Source organism: Staphylococcus pseudoxylosus (assembly GCF_044794325.1).
Lineage (GTDB): Bacteria > Bacillota > Bacilli > Staphylococcales > Staphylococcaceae > Staphylococcus > Staphylococcus pseudoxylosus.
In genome coordinates this window covers 1,794,454-1,814,528 of record NZ_CP085024.1, presented here as the reverse complement: position 1 = coordinate 1,814,528, position 20,075 = coordinate 1,794,454, and the positions used below count along the sequence as shown (strand labels likewise).

Below are 20,075 nucleotides of genomic sequence, written 5' to 3'. Positions count from 1 at the left end.
CAATAGACACAAATGTAAGGTTATTAGCATTTGAAACAATCCAAGATATTATAAATGATAAAGCTTACAGTAATATTATTATTAACGAAGTATTATCAAATAATGAATTAAGTAGAGCAGATAAAAGTTTGTTTACAGAACTTGTATATGGCACGTTGAAAAGAAAATATACATTAGATTATTTATTAAAACCATTTGTACAGACAAAACTTAAAGGCTGGGTAAGACAATTACTTTGGATGAGTATTTACCAATATGCGTACTTAGATAAAATACCTGAACATGCTATCATCCACGAAGCAGTGGAAATAGCTAAATATAAAGGCGGACCACATAATGGAAACGTTGTTAACGGTATTTTAAGAAATATGATGCGCAGTGAGTTACCAGACTTCACGGAAATTACAGATGATAAGAAGAGAATTGCTATTGAATATAGCTTACCTAAATGGTTAGTCGATCATTGGGTTACACATTTTGGCATAGAAAAGACAGAAGAGATTGCGCAATCTTTCTTAGATAAAGTGTCAACAACTGTACGTGTAAATTTAACAAGAATTACTGTTGATGAAGCAATTAGAAGATTAACAGATGATGATTATATAGTAGAACTAGATAAAGAAATTGATACATGCCTGCATATTAGTGGTAAGCCAATTATTGAATCAAGATTATTTAAAGATGGACTCGTGTCGATTCAGGATAAAAGTTCGATGTTCGTTGGTGAGGTTATGTCATTAACAGAAGGCGATAAAGTGCTTGACGCATGTAGTGCACCAGGTGGTAAAGCTTGTCATATGGCTGAATTATTAAACGGCACAGGTCATGTTGATGCGACTGATATCCATGAACATAAAATTGATTTAATTGATTTCAATATCAAAAAATTACGTTTATCTAACATTTCTGCTTTTGAACACGATGCAACTGAAAAATATGATAAAGTATATGATAAGATTTTAGTCGATGCACCCTGTAGCGGATTAGGGGTGTTAAGACACAAACCTGAAATTAAATACGAACAATCACAACATTCAATTCAATCATTAGTTGAAATTCAATTAGAAATTTTGAATAATGTGAAAGATAGCGTGAAACCAGGCGGCACAATTATTTATTCAACATGTACGATTGAACAAATGGAGAATGAAAACGTAATATATACGTTCTTAAAAGCAAATAATGATTTTGAATTCGATGCTTTTGAACACCTAATAACTGGAGAAAAAGTGAAGACAATGCAAGTTTTACCTCAAGATTTCAACTCTGATGGCTTTTTCATTACTAGGATAAAAAGAAAGGAAACGTAATAAATGATAACTGCAGAAAAGAAAAAAAAGAATAAGTTTCTTCCCGATTTTGAAAAGCAATCAATTTATTCACTGAGATATGATGAGATGCAAGAATGGTTAGTTAGTAATGGCCAACAAAAATTCAGAGCAAAACAAATTTTTGAATGGTTATACGAAAAACGTGTAAATAGTATTGATGAAATGTCAAATTTATCAAAAGAATTACGTGAAGTTTTAAAGAACAGTTTTACTATGACTACAATGACTACAGTAGTGAAACAAGAAAGTAAAGATGGTACGATCAAATTCCTTTTCGAACTACAAGATGGTTACACGATTGAAACGGTATTGATGAGACATGAATATGGTAATTCAGTATGCGTAACGACACAAGTTGGGTGTCGTATTGGTTGTACGTTCTGTGCCTCTACATTAGGTGGCTTAAAGCGTAACTTAGAAGCGGGTGAAATCGTTTCACAAGTTTTGACAGTACAAAAGGCATTAGACGAAACAGAAGAACGCGTATCTCAAATTGTAATTATGGGTATCGGTGAACCATTTGAAAATTATGATGAAATGATGGATTTCTTGAAAATTGTTAATGACGATAATGGTTTAAATATTGGTGCACGTCACATTACAGTTTCTACATCAGGTATTATTCCACGAATTTATGATTTTGCTGATGAAGATATTCAAATTAACTTTGCAGTTAGTTTGCATGGTGCAAACGATGAAGTTCGTTCACGATTGATGCCAATTAATAGAGCATATAATGTTGAAAAATTAATGGAAGCAATTAATTATTATCAGGAAAAAACGAATAGACGTATTACTTTTGAGTATGGTTTATTTGGTGGTGTAAATGACCAAGTAGAACATGCTAGAGAACTTGCGCATTTAATACAGAAATTGAATTGCCATGTTAACCTAATTCCAGTAAACCACGTACCGGAAAGAAATTATGTTAAGACTCCAAAAGAAGATATCTTTAAGTTTGAAAAAGAGTTAAAACGATTAGGTATTAATGCAACAATTAGACGTGAACAAGGTGCAGATATCGATGCTGCTTGTGGACAACTAAGAGCTAAGGAACGAAAAGTAGAAACGAGGTAGAGACATGCTAAATGCACAATTTTTTACTGACACAGGACAATATCGGGATAAAAACGAAGATGCTGGTGGCGTTTTTTACAATCGTACAGAACAACAATTATTAGTGCTTTGTGATGGCATGGGTGGTCATTTAGCAGGTGAAGTAGCTAGCCAGTTCGTAACAAAAGAGTTGCAACAAAGGTTTGAAGAAGAAAATTTAATCGAGGCTGATCAAGCTGAAGCTTGGTTGAAGACAACCTTAAAAGCTATTAACCGGGAACTTTATGACAAATCAGTAGAAAACCCAGAATATCAAGGTATGGGTACAACTTGTGTTTGTGCTTTAGTATTTGATAACTATGTGGTCGTTGCCAATATTGGGGATTCACGTGCCTATTTAGTAAATAGTAGGGAGATTGAGCAAATTACAAATGATCATTCTTTCGTGAATCACCTTGTTATGATTGGACAAATCAGCGCTGAAGAAGCTTATACGCATCCACAACGTAATATCATTACAAAAGTAATGGGTACAGATAGATTGGTGACACCAGATATTTTTGTAAAAAAGACAAAGTTTTATGACTATCTCATGTTGAACTCTGATGGTTTAACAGATTTTGTGCGTAATCATAAAATTCAAGAAGCATTGCTCCAAGACAACGAATTAGAAACACAAGGTCAATATTTGATTGAACTTGCATTAACAGAAGGTACGAATGATAATGTAAGTTTAGTGTTGGCTGAGGTTGAAGGTGATAAGGTATGATAGGCAAAATAATTAATGAACGTTACAAAATAACTAAAAAACTTGGTGGCGGCGGAATGAGTAGAGTCTATCTTGCTGAAGACTCGATTCTCAAGCGAAGTGTTGCAATTAAAGCTATTAGAATTCCATCAGGTGAAAAAGAAGAAGCAATCAAAAGATTTGAGCGAGAAGTACATAATTTAACGCAATTATCCCATGATAATATTGTTAACGTTTTTGATGTTACAGAAGATGATGAAAACTTCTATTTAGTTATGGAATATATTGAAGGTTTAACATTATCTGAATACATTCAAAAGAATCATCCGCTAGATGTTGATACAATATTAAATTTTATAAACCAAATCATCAATGGTATTAAACATGCTCATGATACAAAAATTGTGCATAGAGATATTAAACCCCAAAATATTTTAGTGGATGAAAACCAAACATTAAAAATATTGGATTTTGGTATAGCTAAAGCATTAAGTGAAACAACAATGACAGAAACAAATCATGTATTGGGTACTGTCCAATATCTGTCTCCAGAACAAGCACGTGGAGATATTACAGATAATGGCACAGATATCTATTCAATGGGTGTTGTATTATATGAAATGCTTATTGGTAAACCGCCATTTTCTGGAGAAACAGCTGTCAGTATTGCAATAAAGCATATTCAAGATCCTATGCCAAATGTAACTGATGAACGTTCAGATATTCGTCAAGCTTTGAGCAACGTTGTATTAAAAGCAACTGAAAAAGACAAGATGGAGCGTTACCAATCAGTAAGAGAAATGCAAAATGATTTAGAAACTGTTATGTCAGATGAACGTGCATCAGAAGACAGATATCAATCTTCTATCACTAATACGAAAACAGTACCGATAAATAAATCAGAAATTGCAAATAAGACACGTGAAGAAGACAAAGGTAAAAGTATTAGTGAGACAATGCAAATCCCTATTGTCAATCAACAACAATTTCAATCCAGTGAAGAACATATCTATGCGGTTCCTAGAAAGAAACGTTCTAAGAAAAAGAAATTTTTATATACTTTAATTATTGTCTTATTATTATTTGGTCTATTTGGATTTATGGCGATGGGGATGTTTGGTAATAAATATTTAGAAACACCAGACTTAACTGGAAAAACTGAAAAAGAAGCCGAACATATCTTAAAAGAAAATAAATTACAAATGGGTGAAACGACTCGTGAGTATAGTGATAAATACCCTGAAAATAAAATAATTAAAACGAAGCCTGAAAAAGGTGAACGATTAGAACAAAGCAGTAAAGTTGATATTGTGATGTCTAAAGGGCCACAATTAGCTGAAATGCCAAGTTTATATGGTATGTCAAAATCTGAAGCCATCAGTAAACTGGAAGATTTAGGTATAAAAGATACTAAAGTTAAACAGTCATATAGCAAACAAAACGTAGCTAAAGGTTTAATTGAATCTCAAAATATTTCACCTGGTGATAAAGTAAAAGTGAATAACAGTAATATTGAATTAATTGAGTCACTTGGTACCAAACAAGTTTATGTTGATGATTATGAAAATAAATCCTTTAAAACTGCTAAAGAAGAGCTAGAATCTAAAGGCTTTAAGGTAGAAGTTTCAGAAGAAAGAAATGATGATAAAGTCAAAAAAGATGATGTTATTAGCCAATCACCAAAAGGTGAGGAAGTAGATGAAGGTTCTACGATATCATTTGTCGTATCTAAAGGTAAGGAAGAGTCTAAAGAAGAATCTAAAGAAGATTCTAAGGATGACGCTAAGGACAAGGATGACAAAGATAAAGACGATTCTAAAGATGATGAAGCTGCAACGAAAGAATATACTGAAACATACCAGGTACAATATACTGGTGATGATGATGAAAGCCAAGAAGTGAAAGTATATATTCGAGATAAAGATGATCAAGGGTCATCGGCAGCACAGACATATAAGATTAAAGAAAACAAGACTATTAAGATACCAATGACAATTGAAAAAGGTAAGACGGCTGGTTTTACTGTTCGTGTTGATGATAAGGTTGTTGCTGATAAAGACATACCTTATGATTTTTAGCGACACTTAACGAGTAAACGAGTATAGTGTCGCTTAAGCAAGAGCAAAGATCTTGCGAACCAAGTATAACGAGTAAACGAGTATAGTGTCGCTTAAGCAAGAGCAAAGATCTTGCGAACCAAGTATAACGAGTAAACGAGTATAGTGTCGCTTAAGCAAGAGCAAAGATCTTGCGAACCAAGTATAACGAGTAAACGAGTATAGTGTCGCTTAAGCAAGAGCAAAGATCTTGGGAACCAAGTATGACGAGTAAACGACTTTAGTGTCGCTTAAGCAAGAGCAAAGATCTTGCGAACCAAGTATGACGAGTAAACGAGTTTAGTGTCGCTTATGCAAGAGCAAAGATCTTGCGAACCAAGTATAACGAGTAAACGAGTTTAGTGTCGATAACAAATTTAACGCCAATGTAATCATTGATTTGATTACATTGGTGTTTTGTATATCAATTAAAGTGACTTGTTAAGATGAAATGCGTACGTAATGTAAATTTTTATACTAATCACTAATTTTTTATTCAAAATAAACTCAAATCATATTTAATTTAAAAAGGCTTTGCTATAATGTAAAGAGTAAAAGTAATTATAAGAGAGGTGCCTAAGTGAAAACAGGACGCATCATAAAATCAATCAGTGGCGTATATCGTGTAGATGTAGAAGGCGAAATGTATGACACTAAACCGCGTGGACTATTTAGAAAAAATAAATTCTCTCCTATCGTCGGTGATGTAGTGGATTTTGAAGTTGAAAATGTAACAGAGGGTTATATTCAACATGTCCATGAAAGAAAAAATGAGATCAAAAGACCACCTGTAAGTAATGTTGATCATCTTATTTTAGTAATGAGTGCAGTAGAACCAGATTTTTCTACACAATTACTAGATCGTTTTTTAGTTATCGCACACTCATATCACATGCGTCCACGCATACTTATAACTAAAAAAGATTTAACATCAATTGAAATAAAACAAAAGGTGACACAGTCATTAAACGTATATGAAGAAATGGGTTATAAGACTCAATTCATCAGTATCAACGATGATATCGAAAATATTTTTGCACAATGGGGTGATGGATTAGCCGTATTAAGCGGTCAATCTGGTGTTGGAAAATCTACGTTGTTGAATAAATATTTTCCTGATTTAGATATTGAAACACAACATATTTCAAAAGCGCTTAATCGAGGTCGTCATACTACGAGACATGTAGAGCTTTTTGAAAGAACGCATGGATATATTGCAGATACGCCAGGGTTTAGCGCATTAGATTTTGACCATATTCAAAAAGACGAACTGAAAAATTATTTTATGGAAATTCATGAGTATGGGGAATCATGTAAATTCAGAGATTGTAATCATATTAATGAACCTAAGTGTAATGTCAAAATTAAAGTAGAACAGGGCGATATTACTCAATTTAGATATGATCATTATGTTCAACTATTTAATGAGATTGCAAATAGAAAGGAAAGATATTAATTGGCAAAACTTTATCCATCTTTATTATCAGCAGATTTTTTAAATTTACAACAGGAATTAAAGGCTTTAGAGGAAGCTGGCGTGGATGGTGTACATTTTGATGTTATGGATGGTCAATTTGTACCCAATATTTCAATTGGTATTCCAATTTTAGATGCAGTTAGAGCGGGAACAGATTTACCTATTGATGTACACTTAATGATTGAGGAACCAGAAAAGTATGTAGAACTATTTGCAGCACATGGTGCAGACATGATTTCAGTTCATGTAGAGGCTACAACACATATTCATCGCGTGATAGAACAAATTAAGAACGCAAATGTAAAGGCTGGTGTAGTAATCAACCCAGGAACACCAGTAGATGCAATTCTACCTATTATAAAAATGGTAGATTATGTATTAGTAATGACCGTGAATCCTGGCTTTGGAGGACAATCATTTATTGTTGATACAGTTCATAAACTAGATCAACTAGCTGAAGTTAAACAAAGGTTGAATTTAGATTTTGATATCGAAGTTGATGGTGGTATTAATGACAAAACAGTCCAAACCGTGATTGAGCATGGCGCAAATATGTTAGTGGCAGGGTCATACTTCTTCAAACAAAATGATTATAAGTCAGTTACTAAAACACTGAAAGGTTGACGTTAATGAAAGCCAATTTATTATGTGGTAATAGAAATTTACCTAAAGATATACTGGTTGATAGAGCTGATGCCGACTGGATTGGCATAGATAGAGGTGCGTTAATTTTGTTGGAAGCCGGTATCACACCGCAATTTGCAGTTGGTGATTTTGATTCAATTACACAAGAAGAAAGATCATTTATAGAGCAGCAAATTGAAATAAACCCCTATAATTCAGAAAAAAATGATACAGATTTAGCATTAGGAATAGATCAAGCAGTACAGAGTGGATATAAAGAAATACATGTGTTTGGTGCTACCGGTGGTAGATTAGATCATTTTTTGGGCGCTTTACAAATCTTGGAGAAACCCGAATATGTAGAAAATGGTATAGTTATCAAATTGATTGATCAGTCAAACGAGGTTCAATTTTTAAATCGGGGATTATACCATATTGAAGTGAATGACTTGTACCCATATATTTCATTTATTCCCGTTACGTATCCAACAGTCATCACATTAAAGTATTTTAAATATAACCTTTATAAAGAAACGCTTAAACAAGGGTCAACGTTAACTATTTCTAATGAGATTAATTCCTCGCATGGAGAAGTTGAGTTGATTAAAGGGAATGTACTAATGATACGGAGTAGAGATTAATGTCAGTCATCATAAGTTGGTAAAATTGTTCAAAAAAAAACCAATCCTCCACATAAGGATTGGTTTTTTCGTGCATTATATTTATTAAACTCTAGTTACTTTACCAGATTTTAAAGCACGTGCAGAAACCCAAACTTTTTTAGGTTTTCCGTCTACAAGAATTCTAACTTTTTGAAGGTTAGCATTCCATCTTCTTTTAGAAGAATTTAAAGCGTGTGAACGATTGTTTCCAGTTGAAGCTTTACGACCTGTTACGAAACATTGTTTGCCCATGAAAGTACCTCCTTTAATAAATATAAATACACGTATCTACTACATACTTGAATAATGTACCATAAATAGAAAAATATAGCAATATAATGAGAAATTTTTCTGATTTACATGACTTCTACTTTTGTTCAAACTAAATTATGGTATAATTGTAAACTGTGGATAAATATAGTATTTTATTATTAAACTCATCTTAAATAATTGTTTATTTACAGTTAGTTTCAGAACCATAAACTTTAGGAGGCAATTTTATGACGTTAGAAATCACAAATGATTATGGTAGCATAGATATTTCAAACGAAGTAATAGCATCAGTGGTGGGCAGTAAAGCAGTAGAATGTTATGGAATTGTAGGCATGGCTTCTAGACAACAAGTAAGAGACGGTATTGCCGAAATATTAGGGCATGAAAATTATTCTAAAGGCATTGTTGTAAGAGAAGACAATGGAGTGATTGATGTTGATATGTACACAATTGTTAGCTTCGGGACAAAAATATCAGAAGTTGCAAGTAATGTGCAATCAACTGTGAAATATACATTAGAACAAACATTAAAAGTAAAAGTAAACTCAATTAATATATTTGTACAAGGTGTGCGCGTCAATAATGGCACGAAGAACTAGGAGGACATTACGCAATGGTTAGCAAAATAAATGGTAAATTATTTGCCGAAATGATTATACAAGGGGCACAAAATTTATCAAATCATGCAGATTTAGTTGATTCATTAAATGTATACCCGGTACCTGATGGAGACACAGGAACTAATATGAACTTGACTATGACATCTGGTAGAGAAGCAGTAGAAGAGAATTTATCACAACATATAGGTGAGCTAGGTAAAACATATTCTAAAGGTTTATTGATGGGTGCGAGAGGTAACTCTGGTGTAATACTATCGCAACTATTTAGAGGTTTTAGTAAAAATTTAGAAGATTATGACGAAATCAATGCACAACAATTTGCTGAAAGCTTTAAAGCTGGTGTAGATACAGCATATAAAGCAATTATGAAACCAGTAGAAGGTACGATCTTAACAGTAGCTAGAGATGCAGGAGATGCTGCGATGCGTAAAGCTGAAGAAACTGAAGATTGTATTGAGTTAATGATGTATATTTTAGAACAAGCAGAAATTTCACTTGAAAACACACCGAATTTATTACCAGTTTTAAAAGAAGTAGGAGTTGTTGATAGCGGTGGTAAAGGCTTAGTAGTGGTTTATGAAGGCTTCCTAAAAGCGTTAAAAGGAGAAAAAGTATCCGCACAATCACCAAAATTAGACAAAGATTCATTGGTAAGTGAAGCACATGATTTTCATGGTGTGATTAATACTGAAGACATTGAATATGGTTATTGTACTGAAATGATGGTTCGTTTTGGTAAAAATAAAAAAACTTTCGATGAACAAGAATTTAGAGAAGATATGAGTGCATTTGGTGATTCTTTATTAGTAATTAATGATGAAGAAATAGTTAAAGTACATGTACATACTGAGAAACCAGGCGATGTTTTTAATTTTGGTCAACAATACGGTGAATTAATTAAATTAAAAGTAGAAAATATGCGTGAACAACACAGAGAAGTTGTGAAAAAAGAGCAAAATAATCAACCTGTAACTCAAAGTGATGAAAATGAAACTGTTGATACTGCTGTAATTGCTATATCAATGGGTAATGGTGTTTCTGAGTTATTTAAATCAATGGGCGCAACACATATGATTAGTGGTGGCCAAACTATGAACCCATCGACGGAAGATATAGTGAAAATGATTGAACAATCACAATGTAAACGTGCAATCATTTTACCGAACAATAAAAATATCCTTATGGCTAGTGAACAAGCAGCTGATATTGTTGAAGCAGAAGCTATTGTTATTCCAACAAAATCTATTCCTCAAGGGATTGCTGCATTATTTAATTATGATGTGTCTGATTCACTTGATGATAATAAGTCTCGTATGATTGAATCATTAGAAGCGGTTAATTCTGGTTCAGTTACTTATGCTGTTAGAGATACTAAAATAGATGGTGTTGAAATTAAAAAAGGCGCATTTATGGGCTTAGTAGAAGATAAAATTGTTACTAGCGAAGATAATGAGTTTGATACAGTTAAGGGCTTGCTTTCTCAAATGATTGAAGAAGATAGTGAAATCATAACTATGATTGTTGGGGAAGATGCAAATGAGGCTGTTACTGCCGAAATAGCAGCATGGGTAGAAGAAACTTATCCAGATGTTGAGTTAGATCAACATGATGGTCAGCAACCTGTATATCAATATTTATTTTCAGTAGAATAATTGCTGAATAGTCATTGATTTCAACACATTGACATATACATGCGCTTGAAATTTAAACGTCATTTTAAATAAGTTATGTTGTCGAACAATGGTTTGAATACAAGTTTTACTATAGAATGTTTATGAAACAATCTGATGTTGTGAGAGCGAGAGTACGAAATCAAACTTAGTTTTGATTTCTATCTCGCTCTCGTTTTTATGTAATAATTCAATTGATTTGTAAATTTATACGAATTGTGGTCAATTATATTTTAAACTTAAAAAGAACAATGCAACCAGTTTTGGTTTATAATGTCTTATGAACTTGTTATAATGAACTAGATGTTTGAGAATGTAAGCGCAACACTTTAGAAACATTAAAAACAAGAGTGGGGTATAATTATGAAATATAAAACAGTTTTCGATATAATTGGTCCAACAATGGTAGGCCCTTCATCGTCTCATACAGCAGGGGCAGTAAGAATTGGATTGGTAGCAAGAGATTTATTTAACCAATTACCAAGTCAAGTTGACATCTATTTGTATGGTTCATTTATGGAAACATATAAAGGTCATGGCACAGATGTTGCACTTGTAGGTGGTTTGTTAGGTTATGATACTGACGACGATAGAATTCAAACGAGTTTGGAAGCAGCAGAAAGTGCAGGAATGAAAGTTAATTTTATAGAAATGGCTGAAGAGAGATCGCATCCCAATACAGCTATTATAAATATGCGTAACGCTGAAAAGGAGATTTCAGTGGAAGGTGTATCTATTGGTGGTGGTAAGATTGAAGTTGTTGCAATTAATGGCTTTAATATTGCAATCAGTGGAAATTACCCGGCATTACTTGTATTCCACAAGGATACATTTGGTACGATTGGTAAAGTAGCTAATATTTTAGGAGATTCAAGTATTAATGTGGGAAGTATGCAAGTATCGAGGAAAGAAAAAGGCGATCAAGCGTTAATGACTTGTGAATTAGACGATGCTATAAACAAAGATATTATAGAGAAAATTAAAAACGTCGATGGTGTAGTGACGGTTTCACTCATGGGAGACGCCTAACGGAGGTATTGCATGTTTAAAAGCGTGAAAGAATTAATAGAGATGTGTGAAGCACAAGATAAGAAAATTCATGAAATCATGTTAGAACAAGAGATGGAAGTGACAGGATTATCTGAAGCTGATGTGTATGCGCATATGGATAAAAATTTACAAACAATGGAAAATGCATTGGATGAAGGACTAGCAGGAGTAACGTCAACGACAGGACTAACTGGTGGAGATGCTGTATTAATCAAAGAATATTTAAAAACAGGGAAATCATTATCAGGCGCAACGTTATTAGATGCAGTTAGTAAAGCAGTTGCAACAAATGAAGTCAACGCGGCAATGGGAAAAATTTGTGCTACACCGACTGCTGGGTCAGCTGGCGTAGTGCCAGGTGTATTGTTTGGCTTGAAACCTAGACTTGAACCTACACGTAAAGATATGCTTAACTTTTTATTAACTTCAGGTGCATTTGGTTTCGTTGTAGCTAACAATGCGTCCATTTCAGGTGCAGCTGGCGGTTGTCAAGCTGAGGTTGGATCGGCAGCGGCTATGGCTGCAGGTGCAACAGTTGAACTTGCTGGAGGTACGCCACAACAATCAGCTGAAGCCTTTGCAATTTGTTTGAAAAATATGCTAGGTTTAGTATGTGATCCAGTTGCTGGTTTAGTAGAAGTTCCTTGTGTAAAAAGAAATGCTGCAGGTGCTTCTAATGCAATCGTATCTGCGGACATGGCGTTGGCAGGTGTGACATCTAGAATACCGACAGATGAAGTGATTGAAGCAATGTATAAGATTGGCCAAACAATGCCGTCTGCTTTGCGTGAAACTGGTCGTGGAGGTTTAGCTGGTACGCCTACAGGTCAGCGCCTAAAACAAGAAATATTTGGTGATTAATAATGTCAAAAGTCAATTTAATAGAAAGCCCATTTCCGTTATCTCAAATTAAAGGTCTAGGGCCTAAACGTTTAGCGGTGTTAAATGAATTAAATATTTATACCGTTGAAGATTTAATCTTATATTTACCGACACGTTACGAGGATAATACTGTAATTGACTTAAATGAAGCAGAAGACCAAGCGACAGTGACAGTGGTAGGTGAAGTATATTCTACACCAACTGTCGCTTTTTTTGGTCGTAATAAATCTAAGTTAACAGTACATATCATGGTCAATAACATTGCAGTAAAGTGTACTTTTTTCAATCAGCCTTATTTGAAAAAGAAAATTGAACTACATGGAATGGTGACGGTCAAAGGTAAATGGGACAGAAGAAAGCAAGAAATTAATGGAAATAGAATGTTTTTCAATCAACAGGTTACTGAGTCTGCCCAATTTGAACCTGTGTATCGCATTAAGGAGGGTATTAAGCAAAAACCCTTAAGAGATATGATACGTCAAGTATTAGATCAAGTAACGATACATGAATGGCTATCAGCAGATTTAAGGGAAAAATATAAACTAGAATCATTAGACAATACAATTAAAGCACTTCATTTTGCAACTGATAAAGCTTCATTACTAAAAGCAAGAAGAACGTATGCATTTACAGAGTTGTTTATGTTTGAACTAAGAATGCAATGGTTGAATAGACTTGAAAAAACTTCGGATGAAGCTATTGAAGTTGATTATGATATCAATTTAGTTAAGCATTTTATTGATAGTTTACCTTTTGAACTGACTGATGCTCAGAAACATAGCGTTAATGAAATCTTTCGTGATTTGAAGGCTCCAATACGTATGCATCGTTTACTCCAAGGTGATGTGGGCTCTGGGAAAACTGTTGTTGCAGCTATTTGCATGTACGCACTTAAAACTGCTGGTTATCAATCGGCATTAATGGTGCCGACTGAAATTTTAGCAGAACAGCATGCTGAAAGTTTAGTGGATATATTTGGTGACAGGATGAATGTCGCGTTATTAACAGGGGCAGTAAAAGGTAAAAAACGGCAACTATTATTAGATCAATTAAATAATAATGAAATTGATTGTTTGATTGGAACACACGCATTGATTCAAGATGATGTGAAATTTAATAATGTTGGACTTGTTATTACTGATGAACAACATCGTTTTGGTGTGAATCAGCGACAACTACTTAGAGAAAAAGGTGCAATGACAAATGTACTATTTATGACAGCAACGCCAATTCCTAGAACGTTAGCTATTTCTGTATTTGGTGAAATGGATGTTTCATCAATTAAACAGTTACCAAAAGGTAGAAAACCAATTATTACTTCATGGTCAAAACATGAAGCGTATGAGAGCGTTTTGAATCAAATGACTAATGAATTAAAGAAAGGCCGTCAAGCTTATGTTATATGTCCGTTGATTGAAAGCTCTGAGCATTTAGAAGATGTTCAAAATGTGGTTGAATTATATGAATCATTACAAGCTTATTATGGTACTGACAAAGTGGGCTTATTACATGGTAAAATGCATTCTGATGAAAAAGATGAGGTTATGCAAAAATTCAGTAATCATGAAATAGATATTTTAGTTTCAACAACCGTAGTTGAGGTAGGGGTTAATGTACCAAACGCTACATTTATGATGATATATGATGCCGATCGTTTTGGTTTATCTACATTACACCAGTTAAGGGGGCGTGTGGGTAGAAGTGAGCATCAAAGTTATTGCGTACTTATTGCTTCGCCAAAAACCGAAACAGGCATTGAACGCATGAATATTATGACACAAACAACAGATGGTTTTGAACTCAGTGAACGAGATCTTGAAATGAGAGGCCCCGGAGATTTCTTCGGTGTAAAACAAAGTGGTTTGCCAGATTTCTTAGTTGCAAACGTCGTCGAAGACTATAAAATGTTAGAAGTTGCTAGAGATGAAGCGGCAGAATTGATTCAAACAGGAATATTTTTTGAGCCACAATATCAAACTTTAAGATCATTTATAGAGAAGAATTTACTGTATATGAGTTTCGATTAATAATGAGTAAAAGTAAGGCACTCACCTGTAAAATAATATGACTTTGTCATTGTTTTACAGGTGAGTGCCTTGTTTTTTATACCAACTTAATGTGATATTGATATGTTGGTTTTGAATTTGATTTTAAATCGTCCGTATAGTCATGTATTTTCTGAGGTTACTATTGTTAAGCACTTTTTAGCTATTTCACACCAACATCGTCCCATGCTTTCTCAATCGCTTTACCTTCTTCGCTATTATCGCCATATAATTTATCTGCAGCAATAGTAAGTGCTGTTTTAGCATCTGTAAATTGAGCATTTGGTGTTAAGTATTCTGTGAGGGCAAGATAATAAATTTGTTCTGCTTTGTCTTTACCGATATCTGTAATTGTTAGATAAGCAGCCTTGTTTGGTATACCACTATTGGCATGCACACCGCCGTTATCTTCGCTGCCTTTTTGGTATTGATCCATGTGTGCTGGTTGATTATAATCTTCGGGGTTCTTTAAGCTTCTTAGGGCATCGCCGTCTTGGTCAGGTGTATACACATCTTCACCCATTAACCAATTATCTGGATCGACAAAATAACCAAATACATCAGAGAATGATTCATTTAATGCTCCTGATTGATAGCTATATTCTAAGCCGGCAGTACGCTCAGTTACTGCATGTGTTAGTTCATGAGCGACAACATCTTTAGCGCCCGATAGTTCTTTAAAGGTTTGGCCGTCACCATCACCGTATATCATATATTGTCCAGTCCAGGCAGCATTATTGAAATTCTTATCGTAATTTACAATAGAATTAATATCGCCCCCGTTATCGTTATAGCTGTCTCTGTCAAATGTATCTAAATAATAATCATAAACTTCTTTAGCATAGTAATGTGCATCAACACCAGCTCGTTGTGACTTTTTATTGAAATTTGTATTATCATTGGTAATAGGGGCCATAGTGTCTGTCGTGTTATTGGCGGTTTGGGTGTCAATTGTTGCGTTTTGAGACGTATCATGTAGCGTATATTGATTTTGTGACTGAGTTAAATTAAGTGGTGATTTTACATCTCCATTAACACCGGTACCTTTTCCTTCAGTTGTTGCTTTTTGAAGTGTGTTTTGTTTTTTTATAATTTTACCTGTTGTAGCATCAACTTGAATCTTCCAACGTGCTACCTTAGGAGACACATAATTCAATTCAATATTATAAACGAGTTTTTGTTTATCACTATTTATATCCAAATTATTTTTACTGACGATGTCATAACCTTTGATATTTTCAACTTCTGCCTTTGATTTACCAATGGCTTTGAATGCGTTTTCTTCAGCTTGAGCAGAAGTTATCTCGTTTGAGTTTTTTACATTTATGTATGGTTTGTCGATACTACCATTTATCAATTTTACGTCACCGTTTTTGTTTACATGTACCTTAAGTGTACTATCACTAGAAGTGACGTCATTAATTTTAGCTTTCAGTGTGTAGTGTGTCACACCAGTTTTATCTGTGTTTTTATTTGCTACTTCATATTGTTTAAAAGCATTTTTATTAAATGCTTCATTTTTAGTTTTACTTGTATCTTTAACTAAATCTTGTGCATGTTGATTTAAATATTGTTTTACATCCGTCTCATTTTGAATAGTTGAATTATCAGCTTTTTTAAAACTCTCAGGTTGTACACTGTTACTTTCCTCGGCGTGAACGTTACCAGATGTAATAGCTAATATTGAAGTAGCTAGTAACGTGGTAGAAAAAATTTTCCTCATAATATCCTCCTAGAAATGAATGGTATAAAAATAAATTTCTGATTATTTTAAATATATTTGAAATTTCAAATTATTTAAGATTATACGTATAATTCATAGTTAATTCAATAGGAAATAGCAAAAACAGTTTTTTATTTAAAATAAATAAATGCAAAGTATGCATAACAAATGCTTAAATTTATTATAAATATAAATTTAAATAATGATATTAAGTATTTCGTCATTGTACAATTCAAAGTGATTACCATAAGCTTATTTTTAAAATAAGTTCAGAGAAGTTAATGAAAGATGAACTTTTATTGTTTACTAGCTGAAAAAGTACTCTAACCTAGGTATAGTAAAATATATTTACTTTAAAGTTACTAAATTCAAACTTACGTATGTTTTTTGTTGAGCAATTGAAAAGGAAAGTGTTATGATATGTTAGGAGTGTTTAAGACTTGGTACTAAAAACATGGGAGTTTGAATGCGATGAAATTAAAAAAACAAGAACGGCGCGATGCAATAAAAAATGAAATAGCTAAAAATCCGTTTATTACAGATTTAGATTTAAGTACTTTGTTTTCAGTAAGCATCCAAACAATTAGGTTGGATCGTACACACTTAAATATTCCTGAGTTAAGAACACGAATTAAGTCTGTAGCTAGGAAAAACTATGAGAGTATTCGTTCTATTGAAGGTAATGAAATCATAGGGGACGTGATCAATGTAGAACCTGATCAATATGCTACTTCAATTATTAATATAGATGAAGATTCTGTTTTTACAAAAAATAAAATTGCAAGAGGGCACGTTCTATTTGCTCAAGCAAACTCTTTATGTGTAGCACTTATACATAAACCAGTCGTATTGACAAGTGAAAGTAATGTTGCATTTACAAAACCAGTGAAATTGAACGAAACGGTACGTGCAAATGCGCAAACCATTGAAATTACAAATAAATTTTATATTATAAAAGTTGAATCGTATGTTAAAGATACGGTTGTTTTTAAAGGGACATTTAAAATGTATTATACAAGTGAGGATGAACAAAATGGTTAAATTAGCGATTGATATGATGGGTGGAGATGACGCACCTGAAATCGTTTTGGAAGCTGTTGAAATGGCGGTTAACAAATTTGAAGACTTAGAAATCATTTTATTTGGTGATGAGTCAAAATGTAAACTAAAACATGACCGTGTAGAAGTACGTCATTGTACAGAGTCTATAACTATGCATGACGAACCTGTTCGAGCAATTAAGCGTAAAAAAGATAGCTCAATGGTTCGTATGGCAGAAGCAGTAAAATCTGGAGAAGCAGATGGATGTGTTTCAGCAGGAAATACAGGTGCTCTAATGTCAGCTGGGTTATTTATAGTCGGCCGTATCAAAGGCGTAGAACGTCCGGCATTAGTTGTGACGTTGCCAACAGTTTCGGGTAAAGGCTTTGTATTTATGGATGTTGGTGCAAATGCGGAAGCAAAGGCAGAACATTTATTACAATATGCTCAACTTGGTAATATTTATGCACAAAAGATTAGAGGTATTTCACAACCTTCAGTAAGTTTATTGAATATTGGAACTGAAGCTGCCAAAGGTAATTCATTGACTAAGAAGGCTTATCATTTGATGGAAACGCAAAATGACTTTCACTTCACAGGTAACGTAGAAGCTAAAGGGTTGATGAATGACGCTGCCGATGTTGTTGTTACTGATGGTTATACCGGTAATATGATTTTGAAAAATTTAGAAGGTGTAGCTAAAGCAATGGGCAAAATGTTTAAGTCTACACTTTTAAGCAGCTTGAAAAATAAAGTGGCAGCACTAATTTTGAAAAAAGACCTAAAAGGATTAATGTCGAAAATGGATTATGCTGAGTATGGTGGATCTGTATTATTAGGACTGAACGGCACTGTGGTAAAAGCACACGGTAGTTCTAGTGCTAAAGCATTTTATTCAGCGATTCGTCAGGCGAAAATTGCCGGTGAACAAAAAATTGTTGAAACTATGAAAGAAACGGTGGGAACAAAAGATGAGTAAAACAGCGATAATATTTCCAGGCCAAGGCTCACAAAAAGTTGGTATGGCAAACGATTTATATGAACATGACGAAGTAGCAACATCAATTCTAAACCAAGCACAACAAGCTTTAGATTTCGATATCTTAGAAACAATGTTTACAGATAGCGAAGAAAAACTTGGCCAAACTGAAAATACACAACCCGCTTTATTAACCCATAGCATAGCATTATTTAATGCTTTAAATGATTTGAATGCAGATTACACAATGGGTCATAGCTTAGGCGAGTATGCGAGTTTAGTCGCTAGTAATGTGTTGAAATTTGAAGACGCAGTAAAAATTGTAAGAAAGCGTGGTCAACTTATGGCTGAAGCTTTCCCAAATGGTGTGGGGAGCATGGCGGCTGTATTAGGCTTGGATTACGAGGAAGTTGATGCAATATGTAAACAATTATCAACTAAAGAGGAAATTATTGAACCAGCTAATATCAATTCTCCTGGACAAATCGTTGTTTCAGGCCATAAAACATTAATTGATCAGTTAGTAGATGAGGGTAAATCATTAGGCGCTAAACGTGTACTACCTTTAGCAGTATCAGGTCCGTTCCATTCATCTATGATGCAAGTAATCAAAGATGATTTTGCATCATTTATTGATCAGTTCGAATGGCAAGATGCTCAATATCCTGTGGTACAAAATGTACATGCCAAAGGTGAAACAGATGCAAATGTCATTAAAGCAAATATGATAGAACAATTATATTCACCTGTTCAATTCATAGATTCAACGCAGTGGTTAATTGAACAAGGTGTGGATCACTTTATTGAAATTGGCCCTGGCAAAGTACTATCAGGTTTAATTAAGAAAATTAACAGAGATGTAAAAGTAACTTCAATTCAAACACTAGAAGATGTGAAAGGTTGGAATGAAAATGACTAAAAGTGCGTTAGTAACAGGAGCATCAAGAGGTATTGGACGCAGTATTGCGATTCAATTAGCAGAAGAAGGCTATAATGTCGCAGTAAATTATGCCGGTAATAAAGAAAAAGCTGATGCTGTCGTAGAAGAAATCAAAGCTAAAGGCGTTGAAAGTTTTGCTGTTCAAGCAAATGTAGCAAATGGCGATGAAGTCAAAGCGATGATCAAAGAAGTAGTTAGTCAATTTGGCTCAGTAGATGTACTTGTAAATAATGCAGGTATTACACGCGATAATTTATTGATGAGAATGAAAGAGCAAGAGTGGGATGATGTAATTGATACAAACTTAAAAGGTGTCTTTAATTGTATTCAAAAAGTAACACCACAAATGTTAAGACAAAAAGGCGGCTCTATCATCAATTTATCAAGCGTTGTTGGTGCAGTTGGTAATCCAGGTCAAGCTAACTATGTCGCGACAAAAGCAGGCGTTATCGGATTAACTAAGTCAGCTGCAAAAGAATTAGCATCTAGACACATTACTGTTAATGCTGTTGCGCCAGGTTTTATCGTTTCAGATATGACAGATGCTTTAAGTGACGAACTTAAGGCACAAATGTTAGAACAAATCCCATTAGCTGAATTTGGTGAAGATTCCGATATTGCTCATACTGTAGCATTTTTAGCTTCTGAAAAAGCTAAATATATTACTGGTCAAACAATTCATGTCAATGGTGGCATGTATATGTAACCTATGAGCTATTCAATTGTTCACAAATCGTTGTTCATTTGAACATGATAGTAGTATTTCTAGAGTAATACTATGAATTACTACTTGTATTTCAATTGATAAAATGGGAAAATATAAAAGTCTATAAGTAGACTTTTAAAAGGAGGTGAATC

The 20,075-nt window shown here is 33.9% G+C and carries 18 protein-coding genes; 16 read left to right on the top strand and 2 right to left on the bottom strand.

The genetic code is table 11. The features are described from left to right. The first annotated feature begins 2 nt into the window (after window positions 1-2). The 7 genes from rsmB (at window position 3) to LG295_RS08590 (ending at window position 7,973) form a co-directional block, all read left to right on the top strand. Window positions 3-1,310: a 16S rRNA (cytosine(967)-C(5))-methyltransferase RsmB gene (rsmB, locus tag LG295_RS08620; RefSeq protein WP_404476856.1), complete on the top strand. Its 1,308-nt coding sequence runs from the start codon at window positions 3-5 to the stop codon at window positions 1,308-1,310. Window positions 1,311-1,313: 3 nt separating this feature from the next. Beyond that, window positions 1,314-2,408 (top strand): 23S rRNA (adenine(2503)-C(2))-methyltransferase RlmN, encoded by a 1,095-nt coding sequence (rlmN, locus tag LG295_RS08615; protein ID WP_107531384.1) that lies wholly within the window; start codon window positions 1,314-1,316, stop codon window positions 2,406-2,408. Window positions 2,409-2,412: 4 nt separating this feature from the next. Then, window positions 2,413-3,156: a Stp1/IreP family PP2C-type Ser/Thr phosphatase gene (locus LG295_RS08610; protein ID WP_107531383.1), complete on the top strand. Its 744-nt coding sequence runs from the start codon at window positions 2,413-2,415 to the stop codon at window positions 3,154-3,156. After that, window positions 3,153-5,213 carry a Stk1 family PASTA domain-containing Ser/Thr kinase gene (pknB, locus tag LG295_RS08605; protein WP_318832941.1) on the top strand — a complete coding sequence of 687 codons (2,061 nt, stop codon included), beginning with the start codon at window positions 3,153-3,155 and terminating at the stop codon, window positions 5,211-5,213. The genes LG295_RS08610 and pknB overlap by 4 nt, the downstream gene beginning before the upstream one ends. Window positions 5,214-5,811: 598 nt before the next feature. Beyond that, window positions 5,812-6,687 (top strand): ribosome small subunit-dependent GTPase A, encoded by an 876-nt coding sequence (gene rsgA / locus LG295_RS08600; protein ID WP_107531381.1) that lies wholly within the window; start codon window positions 5,812-5,814, stop codon window positions 6,685-6,687. Next, window positions 6,688-7,332, top strand: coding sequence for a ribulose-phosphate 3-epimerase (rpe, locus tag LG295_RS08595; protein ID WP_107531380.1), 645 nt, complete (start codon window positions 6,688-6,690; stop codon window positions 7,330-7,332). A 5-nt stretch (window positions 7,333-7,337) separates the two neighbouring features. Beyond that, complete coding sequence (locus LG295_RS08590; RefSeq protein WP_107531379.1) at window positions 7,338-7,973, top strand: thiamine diphosphokinase; 636 nt, start codon at window positions 7,338-7,340, stop codon at window positions 7,971-7,973. A gap of 84 nt (window positions 7,974-8,057) precedes the next feature. Here LG295_RS08590 and rpmB read toward each other — a convergent pair whose 3' ends face one another. Continuing rightward, on the bottom strand, window positions 8,058-8,246 hold the full coding sequence (gene rpmB / locus LG295_RS08585) for a 50S ribosomal protein L28 (RefSeq protein WP_002483503.1): 189 nt from the start codon (window positions 8,244-8,246) through the stop codon (window positions 8,058-8,060). Window positions 8,247-8,494: 248 nt separating this feature from the next. On the opposite strand from rpmB, the gene LG295_RS08580 reads away from it, so the two are divergent. From LG295_RS08580 to recG, 5 genes are all read left to right on the top strand, one after another. Next, a complete protein-coding gene (locus LG295_RS08580; RefSeq protein ID WP_017724257.1) occupies window positions 8,495-8,866 on the top strand; it encodes an Asp23/Gls24 family envelope stress response protein in 372 nt (123 codons plus the stop codon). 14 nt (window positions 8,867-8,880) lie between these two features. Further along, window positions 8,881-10,539, top strand: coding sequence for a fatty acid kinase catalytic subunit FakA (gene fakA, locus LG295_RS08575; RefSeq protein WP_107531378.1), 1,659 nt, complete (start codon window positions 8,881-8,883; stop codon window positions 10,537-10,539). Window positions 10,540-10,920: 381 nt separating this feature from the next. Then, on the top strand, window positions 10,921-11,586 hold the full coding sequence (gene sdaAB / locus LG295_RS08570) for an L-serine ammonia-lyase, iron-sulfur-dependent subunit beta (protein ID WP_107531377.1): 666 nt from the start codon (window positions 10,921-10,923) through the stop codon (window positions 11,584-11,586). Window positions 11,587-11,598: 12 nt separating this feature from the next. Then, on the top strand, window positions 11,599-12,468 hold the full coding sequence (sdaAA, locus tag LG295_RS08565) for an L-serine ammonia-lyase, iron-sulfur-dependent, subunit alpha (protein ID WP_029377504.1): 870 nt from the start codon (window positions 11,599-11,601) through the stop codon (window positions 12,466-12,468). A 2-nt stretch (window positions 12,469-12,470) separates the two neighbouring features. Beyond that, complete coding sequence (gene recG / locus LG295_RS08560) at window positions 12,471-14,516, top strand: ATP-dependent DNA helicase RecG (RefSeq protein ID WP_326020132.1); 2,046 nt, start codon at window positions 12,471-12,473, stop codon at window positions 14,514-14,516. 181 nt (window positions 14,517-14,697) lie between these two features. On the opposite strand, the gene LG295_RS08555 is transcribed toward recG, so the two are convergent. Beyond that, window positions 14,698-16,257, bottom strand: coding sequence for a M4 family metallopeptidase (locus LG295_RS08555; protein WP_107531375.1), 1,560 nt, complete (start codon window positions 16,255-16,257; stop codon window positions 14,698-14,700). Window positions 16,258-16,728: 471 nt separating this feature from the next. Between LG295_RS08555 and fapR the strand changes: the two genes are divergently transcribed. Genes fapR through fabG form a run of 4 tightly spaced genes read left to right on the top strand, consistent with a single transcriptional unit; the run spans window position 16,729 to window position 19,923 of the window. Next, window positions 16,729-17,298: a transcription factor FapR gene (fapR, locus tag LG295_RS08550; protein WP_107531374.1), complete on the top strand. Its 570-nt coding sequence runs from the start codon at window positions 16,729-16,731 to the stop codon at window positions 17,296-17,298. Then, entirely contained in the window at window positions 17,291-18,277 is a 987-nt protein-coding gene (gene plsX, locus LG295_RS08545) for a phosphate acyltransferase PlsX (RefSeq protein WP_318832939.1), read from the top strand. The genes fapR and plsX overlap by 8 nt, the downstream gene beginning before the upstream one ends. Next, window positions 18,270-19,196, top strand: a complete 927-nt coding sequence (gene fabD, locus LG295_RS08540; RefSeq protein ID WP_107531372.1) for an ACP S-malonyltransferase — start codon at window positions 18,270-18,272, stop codon at window positions 19,194-19,196. Before plsX ends, fabD begins: the two co-directional genes overlap by 8 nt. After that, window positions 19,189-19,923, top strand: a complete 735-nt coding sequence (gene fabG / locus LG295_RS08535; RefSeq protein WP_122064839.1) for a 3-oxoacyl-[acyl-carrier-protein] reductase — start codon at window positions 19,189-19,191, stop codon at window positions 19,921-19,923. The genes fabD and fabG overlap by 8 nt, the downstream gene beginning before the upstream one ends. The last annotated feature ends 152 nt before the right edge of the window (window positions 19,924-20,075 follow it).